The sequence below is a fragment of the Vibrio sp. A37 genome (genome assembly GCF_059777565.1).
This window is the reverse complement of sequence record NZ_JBLNLI010000015.1, coordinates 32,142-48,749: the sequence shown is the minus strand read 5'-3', so window position 1 is coordinate 48,749 and position 16,608 is coordinate 32,142. Positions and strand designations below refer to the sequence as shown.

Annotated in this window: 17 protein-coding genes; 4 read left to right on the top strand and 13 right to left on the bottom strand. The window is 38.1% G+C overall.

All coding sequences use genetic code 11. The features are described 5' to 3' along the window. Positions 1–39 precede the first annotated feature (39 nt). The 3 genes from ACM2FC_RS19375 to ACM2FC_RS19365 are packed head-to-tail and all read right to left on the bottom strand — an operon-like array spanning position 40 to position 1,409. The gene (locus tag ACM2FC_RS19375) at positions 40–171 is read right to left on the bottom strand and encodes a hypothetical protein (RefSeq protein ID WP_498482672.1); all 132 of its coding nucleotides are present in this window, start codon (positions 169–171) and stop codon (positions 40–42) included. Positions 172–229: 58 nt separating this feature from the next. Next, positions 230–1,069: a DsbA family protein gene (locus tag ACM2FC_RS19370; protein ID WP_498482671.1), complete on the bottom strand. Its 840-nt coding sequence runs from the start codon at positions 1,067–1,069 to the stop codon at positions 230–232. Positions 1,070–1,088: 19 nt separating this feature from the next. Next, positions 1,089–1,409: a hypothetical protein gene (locus ACM2FC_RS19365; RefSeq protein WP_498482670.1), complete on the bottom strand. Its 321-nt coding sequence runs from the start codon at positions 1,407–1,409 to the stop codon at positions 1,089–1,091. Between the two features lie 359 nt (positions 1,410–1,768). Here ACM2FC_RS19365 and ACM2FC_RS19360 point away from each other — a divergent pair, with 359 nt between their 5' ends. Further along, positions 1,769–3,430 carry a S8 family serine peptidase gene (locus ACM2FC_RS19360; RefSeq protein WP_498482669.1) on the top strand — a complete coding sequence of 554 codons (1,662 nt, stop codon included), beginning with the start codon at positions 1,769–1,771 and terminating at the stop codon, positions 3,428–3,430. A gap of 136 nt (positions 3,431–3,566) precedes the next feature. Beyond that, positions 3,567–3,905 (top strand): ATPase, encoded by a 339-nt coding sequence (locus ACM2FC_RS19355; RefSeq protein ID WP_498482668.1) that lies wholly within the window; start codon positions 3,567–3,569, stop codon positions 3,903–3,905. Between the two features lie 327 nt (positions 3,906–4,232). On the opposite strand, the gene ACM2FC_RS19350 is transcribed toward ACM2FC_RS19355, so the two are convergent. The 4 genes from ACM2FC_RS19350 to ACM2FC_RS19335 form a co-directional block, all read right to left on the bottom strand. After that, complete coding sequence (locus ACM2FC_RS19350; protein ID WP_498482667.1) at positions 4,233–5,051, bottom strand: hypothetical protein; 819 nt, start codon at positions 5,049–5,051, stop codon at positions 4,233–4,235. A gap of 875 nt (positions 5,052–5,926) precedes the next feature. Next, a complete protein-coding gene (locus ACM2FC_RS19345) occupies positions 5,927–6,481 on the bottom strand; it encodes a hypothetical protein (RefSeq protein ID WP_498482666.1) in 555 nt (184 codons plus the stop codon). Between the two features lie 465 nt (positions 6,482–6,946). Further along, the gene (locus ACM2FC_RS19340) at positions 6,947–7,675 is read right to left on the bottom strand and encodes a tyrosine-type recombinase/integrase (protein ID WP_498482665.1); all 729 of its coding nucleotides are present in this window, start codon (positions 7,673–7,675) and stop codon (positions 6,947–6,949) included. Positions 7,676–7,713: 38 nt separating this feature from the next. Next, the gene (locus ACM2FC_RS19335; RefSeq protein ID WP_498482664.1) at positions 7,714–7,917 is read right to left on the bottom strand and encodes a hypothetical protein; all 204 of its coding nucleotides are present in this window, start codon (positions 7,915–7,917) and stop codon (positions 7,714–7,716) included. Between the two features lie 805 nt (positions 7,918–8,722). Here ACM2FC_RS19335 and ACM2FC_RS19330 point away from each other — a divergent pair. Beyond that, complete coding sequence (locus ACM2FC_RS19330) at positions 8,723–8,896, top strand: hypothetical protein (protein ID WP_498482663.1); 174 nt, start codon at positions 8,723–8,725, stop codon at positions 8,894–8,896. Positions 8,897–9,408: 512 nt separating this feature from the next. Here the strand turns inward: ACM2FC_RS19330 and ACM2FC_RS19325 are convergent. The 6 genes from ACM2FC_RS19325 to ACM2FC_RS19300 form a co-directional block, all read right to left on the bottom strand. Then, positions 9,409–9,966: a DUF2726 domain-containing protein gene (locus ACM2FC_RS19325; protein ID WP_498482662.1), complete on the bottom strand. Its 558-nt coding sequence runs from the start codon at positions 9,964–9,966 to the stop codon at positions 9,409–9,411. 40 nt (positions 9,967–10,006) lie between these two features. Then, positions 10,007–10,189: a hypothetical protein gene (locus ACM2FC_RS19320; protein WP_498482661.1), complete on the bottom strand. Its 183-nt coding sequence runs from the start codon at positions 10,187–10,189 to the stop codon at positions 10,007–10,009. 367 nt (positions 10,190–10,556) lie between these two features. After that, a complete protein-coding gene (locus tag ACM2FC_RS19315; protein ID WP_498482660.1) occupies positions 10,557–11,162 on the bottom strand; it encodes an LPP20 family lipoprotein in 606 nt (201 codons plus the stop codon). Between the two features lie 13 nt (positions 11,163–11,175). Then, positions 11,176–11,538 carry a hypothetical protein gene (locus tag ACM2FC_RS19310; RefSeq protein ID WP_498482659.1) on the bottom strand — a complete coding sequence of 121 codons (363 nt, stop codon included), beginning with the start codon at positions 11,536–11,538 and terminating at the stop codon, positions 11,176–11,178. Positions 11,539–11,770: 232 nt separating this feature from the next. Beyond that, a complete protein-coding gene (locus ACM2FC_RS19305) occupies positions 11,771–12,745 on the bottom strand; it encodes an AAA family ATPase (protein WP_498482657.1) in 975 nt (324 codons plus the stop codon). Further along, complete coding sequence (locus ACM2FC_RS19300; protein WP_498482656.1) at positions 12,742–13,803, bottom strand: DNA mismatch repair protein; 1,062 nt, start codon at positions 13,801–13,803, stop codon at positions 12,742–12,744. Before ACM2FC_RS19300 ends, ACM2FC_RS19305 begins: the two co-directional genes overlap by 4 nt. 1,476 nt (positions 13,804–15,279) lie before the next feature. Here ACM2FC_RS19300 and ACM2FC_RS19295 point away from each other — a divergent pair. Then, entirely contained in the window at positions 15,280–16,203 is a 924-nt protein-coding gene (locus ACM2FC_RS19295; protein ID WP_498482654.1) for a helix-turn-helix domain-containing protein, read from the top strand. The last annotated feature ends 405 nt before the right edge of the window (positions 16,204–16,608 follow it).

Here is a 16,608-nt window from a genome sequence, read left to right as displayed (position 1 = left end):
CTTTTAGTGAGAATCCATCAATAAATAGTCATGCCCTCATCAAAGGAATTTTCCGCCCCACTCTTTTTCGAATCGCATTTTTTCCTTTAGTTCTTCGATGCGTTTTCGAGTTTCGTGTTCTGAAGTCTTCTCTGGTTTTTGCTTGGGCTCTTTACTCTTTTTGATATCCATACTTATGTTCCTTTTTCTGCTGAAGCTAAAACTTAGCCTATCTTTAAATTTCAACTTGTTAGCCTTGATGGAAGGAGTCGATAAGCTGCTGGGCTGTCCAGCCACCATGCGTTCTTTCGCTAGACCCTAGCTGGAAAATTGTTGGAGTACCCGTAATTTCTAATTGCGCCCCAAGGCTACGAACTTTCTCAATGTGGCTACCCGCTTTATCAATAAATGGTTTTAAATCAGATTGCGACACACCTAAACTATCCACGGCTGAATCGATTCCGACTTTCGTGAGCTTTTTCTCTGAGATGATGGCACTATGATATTTCGAATACAGCTTAGGGTTGTGGTAGAACAGTGCTGTTCCAACAAGTGCCGAATATGCAGAGGTCGGTTGGTTGGTAAATATGGGGTATTCTTTAATGATGACTTTAGCTTCTGGATCTAGCCGAATGAACTCTTCTAGTACTGGTCCCATTCGCTTGCAATAGCCGCAGTTGTAATCCATGAACTCCACAACAACATGTTTCCCATTAGGGTTACCAATAAATGGATCGTCCTTATCTTGGTAAAGTTCTTCTGTGAGAGTCTGTAGCTTTTTAGTTTTCTGCTTTTTGGCCCGCTGCTCTTGCTCAAAGCGGTATTTGGCTAGCGACTTTACGATACTTTCCGGGTTGTCCATTAGGAAACTATTGAACTGCTTGTTTTGAACAACCTGACTCCTTTCTGGTAAGGCTTTTTGTTCGAGTGCAATCATGTTGTCTTTAAGGGCGGTAATATCAGCTTGGGTAACAGTACTACTTTCTAACTCATTAATTTTATGAAACATAACACCATTTGAAATAGCTAAGGCTAGTGCGGCAATGCATAATCCACCAATGGTCATTTTTCTTTTTTTCTCTGCATTCATTACAAATTTCTCCTTGAGGCTAATGTTTGGTATTCGTAACTTGCGGGTTAGATAGAGCAAAAGATTGTGCTTCCTTCAACTCGGCCCTAACATCGATAGCATTGAATTGATTATCAAATGCACTGATCCCCATTATGAATGGAGTCAGTTCGCCTTTAACGGCAACCAGTGCTCTGATGTTATTCATTGGCTTCATTGGTGATAAAATTTTATTGTCAAACCCGACCATTTTTCCTTGTGGTAATGCGATTGCTCCTGTGACAGCGACACCAAATTTGCTCGCCTGATTAAGGAGCTGCTTGCATAGATCTTCGATGATTGCTACTGAGTTTGATTCCATGACGTCCCCTTGTTCTAGCTATCCTGATTCCATGTATTTCTCGCCGCTAAAATCATTACATCATGGGGAGGGGATATTCCTAAATTCTGGCATGTAACGAAACCCTCCAAAGAGTATTCACCCTTGGTTAGACCACACACTTCTAATGATTGATCAAAAATGTTTTGTTTATGTAAATGACATTCATATAGATTGTGTATTTTGATGATTTAATTCAAATAATGGATTTTAATGTGGTCAGACCTGTTGACATGGTAAGGTGTACTGTTTAGCTTTGTTCGTTCGTTTTTCATCTAGAGTAATTGATTTAACTTCATCGCTGGAATGCGAAATTAAAAAGCTCATTAAGGAAAGAGTGAATGAACAAGACAAAAAATAAAATAAAAGGATTGTTGATGCTTTCAACAATCGCAGTGGCTATGACAGGAATGTCAGTTGCGAATGCAGCTCCGACCCTCGGCTCGAATGAAGCACAGATACCGACAAAGTACATCGTCAAATTTAAAGAAAATCTTCCTACTCCGCTAATGCGAACAGTAAATGGTGTATTTGCGACCCAGAGTGAATTGCGTGACTCCTTACTTCAGAAAGTCAAAGCACGGCGCATTGAAAAAGTGGGTAAAGAGGAAATTTACAGTGTTGAGATTGACGAGAGTGAGCTAACCGACTTGGAAAATAGCGGCCAAGTCGATTATGTAGAAGTCGATCCTCCTCGTTATTTGCTTAGTGAAACAACGCCATGGGGGCTATCCAATGTCAGTGCGGTGTTAGTGAGTGATTCTAACGCTGGAAACCGGACGGTATGCATTATTGATTCGGGCTACGACCTTGGCCACACTGACCTACCTTCTAATACCGTTAGCGGAACAAACGATGATGGTACGGGTGATTGGTATAAGCCAGGTAGCGACAATACGCATGGTACACATGTGGCAGGCACCATTGCGGCTTTGGAAAATGGGGCTGGCGTGAAAGGAGTCATGCCAAATGGACAAGCCAACTTGCATATCGTTAAAGTGTTTAACTCTTCAGGTTGGGGATATTCTTCGACATTAGTCAATGCTATTCAAACTTGCGCAGATAATGGTGCGAATGTTGTGAATATGAGTTTGGGGGGCTCTCAAGCTAGCTTTACAGAGCGGTTCGCGATGAATGCGTTGTATAACCAAGGTATATTGCTCGTGGCGGCCGCTGGTAATGACGGTACCACAGGATATAGTTATCCAGCATCGTATAGTTCAGTTATGTCGGTTGCTGCTACAGATAGTAACAATCAGCATGCTAACTTTTCACAGCAAAATAGTGAAGTTGAAGTTTCCGCTCCGGGAGAAGCAATCCTATCTACTGTCACGAGAGGAGAAGGTGTCATATCGGATATTAGTCTAGGTGGAAAGAGCTATTTTGACCGAGGCGTTGTTCCACACAACCGTCTAGTTGTTATTGATAATCAATATGTGGGTGCGCCTATCGATGGTTCAGTTACAGGGCAGCTCGATACTTGTACAGTCACCGATGGTCTCTACAGCTGCCCAGATATGACAGATAAAATTTGCGTGACTGAGCGAGCTGAGAACCAGAGCAGTGGCATTTATCCAGAGAGTGATGCTGTTCAAGCATGCTATAACGCAGGGGCAAAAGCTGCGATAGTGTATAGTAATAGTTCACGCCCAGGTCTACAAAACCCGTTCTTACTCGACGAGTCCGATAGCTATGGCATTGTATCTGTCTCTGTTGACAGAGAGCTAGGACTTGAATTGAAAGGCCTTACAGGGAGCAATGCCACAGTCTCTACCGAAAAAGAGCAAGATTACGCGTATATGAATGGTACTTCTATGGCTTCACCGCATGTAGCTGGCGTGGCGGCGTTGGTTTGGAGCTACAACCCTACGTGTACAGCCGAACAAGTGCGTTCAATTCTGCAGTCTACAGCTTCTAACTATCCGACTCGCAGTACAAGCTTGGGCTACGGTGTTGTAGATGCTTTGGCGGCGAAGGATAGATTGACTTCCGGATGTAACTGAGCAGATACAAAAGCTCACCTTTGATAACTTAATTCGCAGTATAGGGCAAAGCAATGCCGAACCCAGTAGGGATGAAGCCGTGTTTTGCCTAAATAAGCGAGTACTGAGTAATGTGATTTTGTCGTTAGGTGCAAATATGAAGAAACGGTTTTGTTATGGGTTAAGCGTTGCTAGTTTGTTTGCTTACTCTGCTTCGGCTTCCGGTTACGGACAAACTCCGCAACTTCCCCCGTTTAACACTCCTCCTACTCAAGAGCAGGCAGAATCATCTCGTTTTTACGTCAAGTACCACGATGGAAACATGCAGCAAACACGAGTACTGGTTCAGTCTAGAGAACTAACCATCGTCGATAGCATTGAAAATTTACAAGTGTTGGTGGTTTCTGGTCCGAAAGCCGATATAGAAAAGCTTCAGGAGAGCGAGTTAGTCGACTATGTTGAGCCTGAGCCAATAAGGAAGCTATATTCCAAATAGCGAAATTTGATATGGGCGGGAAATCGCAAGTCGAACCCTCAAACTCTTATTGAGCTAATACCGCGAAGATAGCAATACGGACCATAATATTTCACGCTTGACGGGAGTATTATTTCGATAAAAAAAATGGGTATGGGGTTCTTTAGCCGTACCTCATTTGCCACTTGTTAGCTGCGAATGTATCAAATAAAGGATGTAAATTAATTTTCTTAACCAAAGCGTTATCTGTAGAAAGCAATTTCTTGGGCTCAATGTGATCAAGTCAAAATGGCAAAGATTATATCGAAGCTAAAACTGCCCTCTTGCAATTACTCCGGTGCTTACGCTCTACATGGGTGCATACTCCCTAAAACTCTCAAAGTCATCTCGATATTCAACTTTTTCTACACCGCAAATATCTAATTTACTATCGGTCGTCTGAACATAAAAGTCGAAATCTTGACCAGTAAAAACTCCTAACACTTGTAGTCTGTAACCTTTGTTAACCTTTATACTTGAACAAATCGGATAGTACTTATACTGAAGGTTATTTTTTTGAGCATAGTAGTTAAGCTTCTTCAATACAGCGTCTAACTGATACTTCTCTTTATAGTGCCCTACCACATCAACTCCGAGCTTATCACACAAATATTTTAACTTAGGGCTAATTTTAAGCTCTTTAGCTAGTGGTGGTTTGACATGGACTAACGATAATTTATTGTTGCTCCACCATACAATTACTACCAAACAGCCTGTTTGCTTCTCAGTAAGCCAAAACTTAGCCCCAAGTTTTTTTGGATCAAAACATTCGATATGTAACTTTCCAAGTTCTTCAAATTGTGTTGTTGGCGTATACATCATAAAGGTAGGTTGTAATACTTTTTGATTGGAAGAGCCAATACTTCTCATCTTTTCAGACTTATGACAGCGAGAAAGTATCAAACTGTTGTCGTCCGTCATGGTTAAAGAGCCAACATCTTCGTAGTAAGACTTACAACAATAGACTTTTTTAAATTTTTTAGATAAAGAATATAAAAGATGAATCTGCATCTTCTTTGTTTTCATGATAGGCGTTTTTCTGCCAACTATTACCGATAATGAACAGCTCCCTAGAGTACTTAGCGTTATATTTGTTAGGTTTTCTATTATATTATTACCTGATTTCATTTTATCAATCATCCTTAATGTTTAAATTTTCAAGAGGGTTAAAGGGTTTTATTTCCTAAGTTATTCCATAGGTTAAACAGAGTATCAATCTATAATTTCTCGATTTAGTTTGTGAGGTGTAGACTCTTTTAACTATTCTGAATCTTGTCCTAGCGTTACTTCACGTTTTTGGTGTAGAGTTTTCAATTAAAAGTCTGAAAGAAGGCGCTCAAATTCGTGTGCTATTTTTATTCAAGATCTTTTGATTCTCGAGTAGGTTAGATATAGCGCCTCCCATTTTCTTAGGAAAAATTATTTCTTTATAGATTTATTAATCAAGAAAATTTCACTCTTGTTAAATAAAACCATTAACTATCAAACCGTAAAAATCAAGCTATATGTATATAGTAATGATTTATAAGTTGAGTACGCTGAATAATTATTTATGTTGAATATTTAATATAATAAAACTAGCTAAGTATGGATATAGTATTCATTTCATTGATAAGTATTTCAATCATCACAATTGTAGTTAAATGACGATTTTTAGGAAGGGGAATAACGTTTCGTACTAAATCGTAAGCGCGCTTGAGCATATCTGGCTGCAAGTATGATAGGTTTATATTGAGCCAGCATCTTTTGACCTAGCCCTTTCATAGTCTCCAATTCTTACCCAAATAACTGAATCGTTTTATTGAGGGCAAGTCAAAAAAAGAAGGCGTCTAGCTTAGTATGTTATTGATTTATATTTAATAATTAAAGTTGTCGTAATTTTAGTCGATGATTCAGGCAACAGCCGAAAAATTACTGCTCTGACTGTTACACTTCTTCAACAAAACCCTTTGGCATCGTTTCACATGCCTCTACTTTGTGAGATTTATGTCATTGTCAGTTGTTCATACATATTCTATCTTTTTTGAGGATGATTTAACTACTGTCCAATCCTTTATGTTATTTCCAGAATCATAGTTTTTGTAGTCAAGTTTGTTATTGTTTCTAAAAACTGAAAACCATCCAGTGTCATGTATTACTCTAACCTCACTGGTTATTTCGAAGATATTCTTGAGCATTTTTATCGAACCATAGACATTTGGCACCTCCTTAGACATATAGGGGTGCATACTATTCTTTGCCTTTGTGTTCCCTATCACTAGGACATCAATGATTGTTTTATTTGTAGTTGGTGCTAATTTTTTTAACTCAGACAAAGCTTCGCTAAAAGAACTGTCTACATTGCTTGGGTATAAATGCAAGCCAATCAATTTACTATTATAAAGGATAGTTATTGTACTACAGACATCTACATCGGGATATTTAATCTCCCTAATATGGGATCCTATTGATTTTTTTAGCGTTCCATTATGAGAACCATTACTTATTAAAAGAGGGGCATCCATTTTATTTGTTATGTTTTGGCTTTTGCTAAAACTTGAATCTAAAGTTGATGTCATAATATGTCTTCTATAATTTATTAAAAAATATATCAAAGATAAAATCGCACTAACCAATACGAATAGTTAGCTTATGTTTTAAATATTGTTATATGGGTTCCAATTAATTATTCATCGATCGTTGAATAATTATAGTTACTCTGTAATTCAGGTTTAAATGAATTTAGCTAAGTGATTCAGACGAGATTTTTTAAACTATGAAATAAGCCACTGTGTTAAGTGTCACAATGGAGGTAACGCTGGTTAAAGTAGGCAAAGTTGTACTCCCCTTATACTTTGGGCTTGAATAACCTATAAAAGGTTGCCGAAATGGCTGAGAACGAAGAGAGTGATTTATCTATTTTCCAAAAATTAAAACCTAGCGAAAGTGATTAGTTATCTTTTAGAGCTCATAACTAAAACCGAATCAATGACCATCGCAGGGCAGGTGTATCTTTGAAGATACTCTGCGTAGAAGGGTTTGAATTAAATGCCAAGCGACAATTCATTGATATGCTGCTGTAGATCTCCTGCAAACGAATGTAGGTACGCATTAGTACTAATCAAGCTAGATTGCCCTAGCAAATCACGAATTTTTTCTACCGTAGCTCCGTCCTGAACCAATAGCAACGCAAAGAACTTACGCCAAGAATGTGTTCCCAATGTATAGCTAAGCCGCATTTCATTTTTGACTTGTTGGTGATGCCAATCAGCGGACACAACAGACATCGGCCTTTCAATATAAGTCCCATCTTCCAGTTTTTTCCGGCTTCTTGGATTAGAGAACAGAAACCCTCCTCCAGTCGAAAAAAGGCGTGTTTCTTCAACGATATTTTGGATTTCTTTGTTGGTATAAATGGTTACAGAGCTCTTGCGATAGGCTTCAGAATCACTCATGGGATTCTCTTTTCTACCCACTCGCATGCGAAATGTTTTTTGCTGGCAAAGATTAAAAAATGGCTTGAAATTGTCATGTTCGTCGTAGAAATCATCGTAAGTTAGCCACGAGGCATCACTATAGCGCAGACCTGTTAAAGCTGACATTTGGCAACAAAGGGATAATGTTGGACTTCGTTCATAAAGCCTATCTAAGATAAGGTTCGCTTCCTTCTTATCCTTTGGTGGCATCGATGGCTCTTTCCGTTTTTTAATTTTTCCCGTTGCTTTATTGGACTTATAAAACGAGGCATCAATACGTTGATTTATGCGTGACATCATCACTCCTTAGCGTGGCGTTAAAAGTATGAATTGCCTTATTCTTCAAGCTTAACAATACAACGTCCAAATCCTTCAATATTCAGTTCAAACCCATCGACATTCAGATCATTCGTAGCACCTAGTAAGACTCTCGATAAGCCATCTAAAATTTGTTCGGGTTCTAGCTGCAACTCCAAACACTTTTCTGCAATGAAGCTCGAAAGGACTTGGGCATCTTCTTCAGAAATTCTGTTATTCATTATTGCTATCTTCCTATGTCATTAATTTACTACGAATGCGTCTCATTTTATTTACTCCACACTCAGACTAGTTAATTAGAGCGTTACGAGACAAATCAACCGTCTAGTTAGCGATGCTCAGATAACTAGAAAAATAAATTTATAAAATTACGTTAAAACAGTTAGTTACATGATTGTAGCCTATAAAATGTGGTTTGTCTAAATCTTAAAAACTGATAAGTTTTTAAGACAAATAGGTGATATTTTCGTTTTATTGATGTGTTATGTACATAATCTATTCTTTTTATAATGTTACGCCGTAACAAATGAGTTGTATTTGAATCTGAGCCAATGTGCTCTTTTACCAGTGCAAGTTTTCACTTCTTCCTAACGACCCAAAAATGGTCCTGCCTCAAAGTTTCATTAAAAAAAGAGTTTCTTGCAATAAAGTCTATGTTCATTAGAGATGGTTATGCTGTATCGAAAGATATAAATATTCACTTAAAAATTGAATCGAATAAAGATTTCAAGCGAATTTATAATGCTTATTTAATTGAATTAGAATACGTTATAATCGACCAATAAATGAAATTACTGTTATATTATGCTTTTATTAATTCTCACAGATGAGAATGCACTTAAATGATTAATTATTTTCTCTGTAAAATGACAGCATAAGATTTATTCGAATGGTTAATAATATACTTATTTACAAAAATAATTCGCATATAAGTGACTATTCTTCATATTATCAACCTGATGACATTGATAAATAAACTTTTTGGTATAGAGTAATTACTCCAATCCCCAAGGTAGAAGTTCTAGTATGAAAGGAATAATCATTGCTTTAAATATATCACTTATAGCGTTAATCCCACAAATATCTTTTGCACTGGATTCTGATGCTGATGAACCCAACAATATTGGCTATTGCTATTACAAAAATGAAAAATATAGTGTAGGCAGTACGGTTGATGCTTCTGGTGAAATATTAAAATGAGTGGAACAAATAAAGACGAACGATATAGCTCATCCAAATAGCACTTACCCTGTGATATCTAATTACCGTAATGTAGGTAGTACGAGTAAGAAATATGAGTGGATTAAATCATAGCGTTTTTATCTAGAAATTCCCTGGGAAATATCGTCTTATAAGGCTAGGGTTTTGCATGTTTACTAAATTAGACTAGCAACTACTTAGTTGAGCGCAGACCCATGTTAGGAACGACGGAAATACACAGGCATACTACGCCGAAATAAACCTCGGCGTTTTCTTGTTACAAGCCTATACAGTGAACTCTCACATGATATGACATGACTGTTTCGAATTAGCAAAAATTACGTCAATGCTGTTATTTATAATAGTCTGCTTCATTCGCATTACAGCAATCCGTAACAAGGCTTTATTCGCTTCTTCAACCCAACCCAGCGTTTCAAATGCAAAAAATAAAAAAATCAAATTCGTCATATTAGACTTGTTAACTCATTTCTCATAGCGCTGAGTGATAGTGTTTACTCGCGAATTTTTTTTAATAAGCTACTAAACGTTCCTTGGAATTTATTCTTTTGGTAAGGATTAAACTGTATGACAGTGAGTAATTCACTAATGACCTTGCTATAGCTCTTCGCAGTTTGGATTCTAAAGAGTTTAATACCAGCACTAGACAGCGCATAATTTTTTTCTTTGTCACGTTTTATGTTACTGCGCTTTTGATGGCTCTGATCGTCTAGCTCTATGGCCGCGATGATTTTGCTTGATGATTGCTCGATTAAAACAAAGTCTATGTGCTTTCTCGCTATCTTATTAAAGGCAACAATATTTTGGGGATTATCAGGTTTGCAAAGATCGGCTAAGCGAACCTTTGGAGCAATATATATATGCTCTGGCAAATTGTTTTTGAGTTGGGTAAAAAAGTTTTGTTCTGATTTAGTATTAAGAAACCGTATTGGCACAAACTTCCCACTAATTTTTCTCGTTCTCTTGCCAAAAATGAATTTAATGACAACAGAAAATACCAACAAGGCTAATAGAATGATAGTGTAGCTATTTATGTGTTCAAGAAGATTCATCGCGCTTTCCAAATGTTGACTTTATGAACTCTAGAGCAATTCATTTGTTGCTAAATGGTCCGTAGTATTTATTATTAGATTTCCCATTCGCGAATGTCGCTTGTATAAACCAATCGCCAACCCTAGGTTTATTAGGGATGTCTTTGATAATTTGATTAAGGTTTTGGTGAGTAACTTCCATCACTGAGAAATAGATAGCAGTTTGAATCTTTGGTGCTTCCATGCAAACAATCCAATGAAGTTGTGGCCTATCTCGATTGAATCACAACGTGATAAATTTCCAAAACGCTGAATTATTGAAGAAAAATAAAAAAGAAAAGACGCAAAGTTTGCGCCTTTAGGTGAAAAGGTACATACACTAACTACCTGTTATTAACAGGCTATCTATTCATGAATATGACAAAAGTTGATTATGAGACTTTCATCACGTATTTATACTTTTTGGTAATCACTTGCGGGATAATTTTAAAAAAAAGCAGCTAAGCTAGAGCCTAGCTGCGAATGGTGCATTCACACAATACTGGATACAGGAGCCCATGCCGGACAGTATACGTATAAAACCAAAATTTTTAACAACTTACGAAGAATAACTATTTGTTTACGTCGTTTGCATTCATATTTGCCAACCTCTTCTCTAATTGCGCAAATGCTTGTTGTATTTCTACACTCTTAGACTCGGCTTTTTGCTCCTCAAGGACGGAATTGAACTCTTGGTACGGAAGTTTTAGGAGTAAGAAGGCATTGTACTTACCGTCAATCGCGACTACCTCTTGACTTACAATGCTGTAACCATTAACTGGCACTGAATCGACTATATTATCGATGAGCTGAGTGTACTGCTCGCTAACACCTGCATTGTTTTCTTGTGTATAGTTTTGTTCGCTACCCGATAGTTTTTGACCAAAGTTCTTCGCTAGTTCAAATTGCGCGTTAAGGGTTGCTTTTTTTATAGCGATGTCTAGCTTCTTACTCTCACCTTGACCGACACCATACACGCCAGTTTTATCAGGCTTTGGTTGTTTCAGTACCCATTCAGGCACATTGACTATATGCTTTTCAGCTTTCGATTGAGCGGCATCTGCTTTAAGCTGCTTAGCCTTTAGTTGGTCTTTGGTGGTATCTTGAGCCGTCGGAGTGCTAGAGCAACCCGCAAGTACCAAAGCGCTAGCCAGCAATGACATCGTAAGTTTATTCATGATCGTAAATTCCTTATGTAGAAAGTCCTAGTCGAACACAGTATTTCTGTGTGCCGGTGATGTCCTGATACCCTTCTTCAAGCGTTTGGACACCCTTCATCATGTGCTCACTTTTTAGTGTGACGCTCTCTGTCAGTACATCTTTCGACTGTACATCATCCTTGGTTTCGGTTGTCACGGTTTTGAGTTGGCTTTTAGCCGATACAAGCCCGCCTAATTCGTGAGCTAATTGGCCTTTTGCCACCGCCTTTGCAGTGGTTCTGTCCAAAACGGTATTACCAGTACTATCGACACAACCTGTTGCAGTATATTGTTGATTGGCATAAACCAAGCTACTTATCAAAAACATGCCAATCATTATCCACTTGGTTACCATTTCCCCTCCATATATAGAGATATACATCCAGATTACACGAGTTTTAAAATTTCCAAAATCGACAAAATGTTATGTGCTACATAGATTTATATGAGTGGAAATTTGGTCGTTTATACAACGAATCTGGTTATTATTTTTAATTCAATGGAAATTAGTTATAGTGCACTATGATTTAGGCAAAAGCATAGCTGTAAAGAAGATTTTATTATTCTATGGCAACGGTACCGGCCGCTTACAATACATTTCTCATATCATTATCCGTATCTTCAATACCTGACAATTGAATCGTTTGGGGTTCGTCCCTTAGGCTAGCGCGGAGCTTTCTCGGTTTGCGATTCTGAGGCGATTTCCTAATAGTCGCAGGGGGACTCTTTTGAAAGTAGCGAGGTTTTATCGGTTCCTCACTTATTGGCCGTGCTGGTTTGCCAGATATCAGTAGATTCCCACGCCAGTGCAACATCTTCGGCTCTCTATCCTCCTTGGGTAAATAGTTGGCTTTCAAGAATCTTAAGGTTAGGTCATCTTTGTCCGATGTAATAGCGATTAAAAACTTAGTAAGACGCATTAATGAAGTAAGCCCTGCTCCAGACGCCATCGTGATTTTTTGCAAACCATGTATTTCATTTTTGTTGACGTGATGAACCAGTACAATACTCGCTCCAGATTCAATCGCTAGGCGGCTAAATGTATTTTTTATCTTCCTGTCATCCTTCACTTCGTCGCACTCACCGATGGCCTCAGTGACAGTATCAATAATCACGAGGTTGTATTGGCTAAACACTTGCTCTAAGTAGAGCAGAAATTTTTCATGATGAATAGAAACTTGCTCAGGTGACCCTGTAGGAATAACTAAGGGCTCTTTGCACACCATAACGTCAAAGTGCGTATCTAAATCTAATAACGTCGCCTCAGATAAGTCTTCTAACTTTTCTTGTAGGCGGAGCGCGACAATTTCCATGCTGTCTTCGGTGCTTACATACAAGGTTTTCTGAGGAGACTCGCAAGCGGTTAAACCGATATAGGTATCGTGACATGCATGTTCTAGTGCAATGCTAAGCATCAAATGAGACTTCCCAATATCAGGAGCAGCAATCAGCATGCCCACATGTCCTTCGAGCAAGCCATTCAATGAATATTTCGGCCGGTTTAGACTCGGTGTTAAATCTATGTTTTTTAACTCAGCGAATGAAAGCTTTTGAACTGTCATGACTCTCCACCTACATAGAATATTTTAATCTCATCGTTTTCTTTACGAAACTGGATTGAGAAGTCATTTTCAATCTGCAGTGCCATATCTAAGATGCTCTTCTTTAAGTCATTTTTAAACGTTCTAGACGTAGGCGAAGGAATAGATGAGATATAGTTTTTAAGCAGCCAATCGAACTTTTTACCGTGTATAAACTCATATTTATGCGTCCTCATGTACTTCAAAAACGAGCGTACTGACGGCTTGCTATAGTTGCACATAAGATTCTGCTCTAAGCGGTAGAAATACCCTTGGTCTCGAATTGCCTTAAGCAATCGTTTATCAGGCACAATAAACAAGTGATTGGTGTCTTTCTTAGCTTTCCCATTTTTATTTTTGGAGTTGTCGTATAAAAATCGAAAGTCTTGTATAAACCTTAATTGAGAGCGGTACTTTAGGTTGTTCTCTTCATCAAGTTCCCCAATGGTAATGTAAGCCCCCGCTAATTGAGCAATTCGCTTTTCTATCATGTTGTAAGATGAGCGATGAGGCATCACCCCCATTTTTCTTGCTAAGTCATACATACCGATAGAAAGCACAACAGAACCTCCGTCGAGCACATTGAACCTATCTTGTGCCGCAGAACTCAAACTAGCTTCAGGTACCGTCTCTTGAAATATTTCAGACCAGTTGAAATTTTTTCCGCTTTTATACGCCGCCTCATCGAGTGTTATTGTGGTAGAAAAAGCCAACAGAGTATCCAATAAATCCCTATGACCTTGCAGTAGGTAATCCACAAATAAGTCTATTTGGTAGTTCTTTCCATAGACTCCAACCTTCTGGGACTCCAAAGGCGTCGAAAAATCTGTACCACCGTTCTTCGCAACCTCGGATAATCGTTTAATCATATAAGGCGTCGGTCGTTGCGCCGGGTGAAAAATCGTCAATCTAGAGAGTAGCAAAGAGGAAATAAAGTTGTTTTTCCGATCGGTTTCATTTACTACGGTCAACATTGACGATGATTGACTACTCATACTTTTCTCAGTCAAACCGTCATTAATATACTCAGCTGCAGGCATATATTGTTCCAATCAAGTATCTAATGCGAAAATCAACAACTAGCCGAAACCCGAATCCAATTTTCGTGTTCATAGATAAGTACAGAAGCTAAAAGCTAGATAACAAACGTGGATTTGCCACTTCCTGCCTAATTAGAAGCCACACTACTATCATAGATATCAGCAATTTATGAGGGAGTGAAGATAACAGATTTTCACTAATTTTAAATAGTAGAATTCAATTTCCCTTGAACATGAAGCACCAAATAATTAATCAAATGACTAATTATTTTAGTATAAAAGAGAGAAATTTAGAGTTTATTTTATATGCATTCATGGCATAGAAGCCAAGGCGTATATGGCCTTAAAAGATATTGATAAAAAAATCAAAAACATTAATACCTTCTATTGAAAGCCTGAGTCAAAAATTGATAGTCAATAGTCTTTTTTGTTAGTTACTGTAGTGGATATAACTCAATCAATCGCGCAACCTTGCCGTAAATAACTTATATACAAACCTAGGGAAATTAAATTTCTCAACGGAATAATTAAGGATAAAACTGGAATAAATAAATCACTTGATGAATTAAAGACAGAGTAAAAAAGGGGGGTATTAATCGTAAACTCCCTAACTGAAGGAATAGGCAGAAGTAGGCTAGGCTCAGCATATATCCAACTAGCACGCAAACTCCCCTCCCTCATCTAACCTCATTCGAAACCAAGTAATTAATATCGCAAATATAACCCAACACATACATAATGATAATGCGATCTGTAATAAAAAATTCATATGGATTATATTATTTATTTTGGTGTTTGATGTGTCCACAAAAATAAAGATTTGTTTATTGATAGTTATGCAAACAGCTGTACAATAACCCCTTTGAAGTTGTTGGTTTTAAGGTTAACTATGCCACTAAGCTCCCGACAACACTGCAAACGAAGCACAGTGTTAGCTTTAGAAGTAAACCTTATTTTCACCACTATTTCATCGTAAGCAAAGATACGCTTTGGACACTCACCTTACCGACGTATCCATAAATACAAGTTAGGAAAGCACTAAACATAACAGCACTATTTTACAAACGGATGTCACCACAATGATGAAATATTAATGACTGTAATCGGATATCAATAAGTACGCGTTCTTCAGTGTAAACAGCTCCGAATCTCACTGCAGCAAGACGGCGGTTCGCTACTGTTTGAAAAGCAGTGTTACGCAAGAATAGATAAAGCAACATCGATATGCTTAATTTCGACTTTTAGTGAATGTTCACGGCCAACAATAGTCTTCCGACCAGGTCTACTTTTTTTAAACAATTTACTGGAGAGGTTAGTTTAGGTTGTGCCAAGTCAAACCATGGGAAATAGCAAAACAAATCAATACGATTATTTATCAGATAAGTTAGTTTAAGAACATTGAAAAATAATTACGGACAAACCATAGGAAACACTGACGTTCAGACAATAAACACTATAAGTTAAGGGCTATGAGTAATGAATGACGTTTCAAGTATAAATTTAATCGACAGTTTTTCGCAAAAAAACCCAAAACGGGCATTAATAAACACAGAATTCGATTCATCAGTGAATTGCTTTCACAAAGATAAAAAAAACCAAAGAGAGACCCACTATTCTATTAACGAATTAATCATTAAACTAAAGAGTACCAAAATTCCATTCATCGTACGACGCAGTGAAATAGTTGACCACTCAATAGAAAGTTCCAATATATTCAATTGCACTGTCGATATTCATCGTGATGTCGTAGAAGTACATCTCCCTCCTACCGCCCTCAAGAAAGAACGTTTCGACCACATTAACTATACAATTAAGGTCAACAGCTTCCCCGAATGTACACTTTCAGAAGGGGCTCTACTTCGCCTATGCAGGTCCAATTGGCCATTAAGCGTCATTGAGTTACAAGAATTCATACTTTCAGCCGTAACCAGTATGACACCTGAAGTGGCTCTCAACAGCATGAGAAGGCTCAAACCATTTAGCACTGTGAACGTCGTCCGAGAAATATTTCAGAAGAATTGGGCGAGACTCAAGTTTCTTCACCCCTCCCTGATAAAGGCCCTAATGCACCTTAGTGAAAACTATAGAGAGAACATATCGCTGTCGGAGTTATCGGTTGCAGCACACACAAGCAAATCAAATCTCTCACTTCTCTTTAGGAGCCAATTGGACACAACATTCAAAAACATTCTAATTCAACTCAGGCTACTATATGCACGCGAATTCATTGAGTTCTTTCCATCCTCTAAAATCACAGAAGTATGCCTGAAATCCGGTTTTGGAGACCTAAGTCACTTTCAAAGAATGTTTAAAAAGTTTGTCGGTTATACTCCAAGTAAATACCGCTCCTTGTTGAAGGCTTCATATAATTCTCAACTTTCACTTAGAAATATTGCATAAAGAACTTTAAAAACAAATGTCGACCAATGCAGATTAACGAAGCTGAAAATACCGACCTCCTTAACACGAGATTCACTACTAAAACAGCACAATGCTGAAACAATTAGCACCCTCTCCTTTTTATACTGCCGGGTAAAAAGGAGAGGGTGTCTTTCGTATTTAACAGTTACTTGTTACTAAGAAGCAACGTGTATCATATCAATGTTCCTCTAAGAGCAGTAATCCCAAAAGTAGCGGATTGATTAACTAGCGCTTTTCAGTGCCGAATCAGGGTCTCCAATTTAGAGATAACACAAACTAACGCGTGAGGAATTGCCAGTTTTAAAATCGCCATCTGTAATGGCTAGGATACTCTCTGCGAAACAGCAGGGAGGGGAATAGCCAAAGGTGAGATAGCGCCTTAAC

Excerpts from the sequence above, each read along its gene's own strand:
- ACM2FC_RS19375 (WP_498482672.1), bottom strand. The coding sequence starts at position 171 with ATGGATATCAAAAAGAGTAAAGAGCCCAAGCAAAAACCAGAGAAGACT.
- ACM2FC_RS19360 (WP_498482669.1), top strand. The coding sequence starts at position 1,769 with ATGAACAAGACAAAAAATAAAATAAAAGGATTGTTGATGCTTTCAACA.
- ACM2FC_RS19340 (WP_498482665.1), bottom strand. The coding sequence starts at position 7,675 with ATGTCACGCATAAATCAACGTATTGATGCCTCGTTTTATAAGTCCAAT.
- ACM2FC_RS19330 (WP_498482663.1), top strand. The coding sequence starts at position 8,723 with ATGAAAGGAATAATCATTGCTTTAAATATATCACTTATAGCGTTAATC.
- ACM2FC_RS19335 (WP_498482664.1), bottom strand. The coding sequence starts at position 7,917 with ATGAATAACAGAATTTCTGAAGAAGATGCCCAAGTCCTTTCGAGCTTC.
- ACM2FC_RS19320 (WP_498482661.1), bottom strand. The coding sequence starts at position 10,189 with ATGGAAGCACCAAAGATTCAAACTGCTATCTATTTCTCAGTGATGGAA.
- ACM2FC_RS19295 (WP_498482654.1), top strand. The coding sequence starts at position 15,280 with ATGAATGACGTTTCAAGTATAAATTTAATCGACAGTTTTTCGCAAAAA.
- ACM2FC_RS19325 (WP_498482662.1), bottom strand. The coding sequence starts at position 9,966 with ATGAATCTTCTTGAACACATAAATAGCTACACTATCATTCTATTAGCC.
- ACM2FC_RS19310 (WP_498482659.1), bottom strand. The coding sequence starts at position 11,538 with ATGGTAACCAAGTGGATAATGATTGGCATGTTTTTGATAAGTAGCTTG.
- ACM2FC_RS19365 (WP_498482670.1), bottom strand. The coding sequence starts at position 1,409 with ATGGAATCAAACTCAGTAGCAATCATCGAAGATCTATGCAAGCAGCTC.
- ACM2FC_RS19350 (WP_498482667.1), bottom strand. The coding sequence starts at position 5,051 with ATGAAATCAGGTAATAATATAATAGAAAACCTAACAAATATAACGCTA.
- ACM2FC_RS19300 (WP_498482656.1), bottom strand. The coding sequence starts at position 13,803 with ATGCCTGCAGCTGAGTATATTAATGACGGTTTGACTGAGAAAAGTATG.
- ACM2FC_RS19315 (WP_498482660.1), bottom strand. The coding sequence starts at position 11,162 with ATGAATAAACTTACGATGTCATTGCTGGCTAGCGCTTTGGTACTTGCG.
- ACM2FC_RS19305 (WP_498482657.1), bottom strand. The coding sequence starts at position 12,745 with ATGACAGTTCAAAAGCTTTCATTCGCTGAGTTAAAAAACATAGATTTA.
- ACM2FC_RS19345 (WP_498482666.1), bottom strand. The coding sequence starts at position 6,481 with ATGACATCAACTTTAGATTCAAGTTTTAGCAAAAGCCAAAACATAACA.
- ACM2FC_RS19370 (WP_498482671.1), bottom strand. The coding sequence starts at position 1,069 with ATGAATGCAGAGAAAAAAAGAAAAATGACCATTGGTGGATTATGCATT.
- ACM2FC_RS19355 (WP_498482668.1), top strand. The coding sequence starts at position 3,567 with ATGAAGAAACGGTTTTGTTATGGGTTAAGCGTTGCTAGTTTGTTTGCT.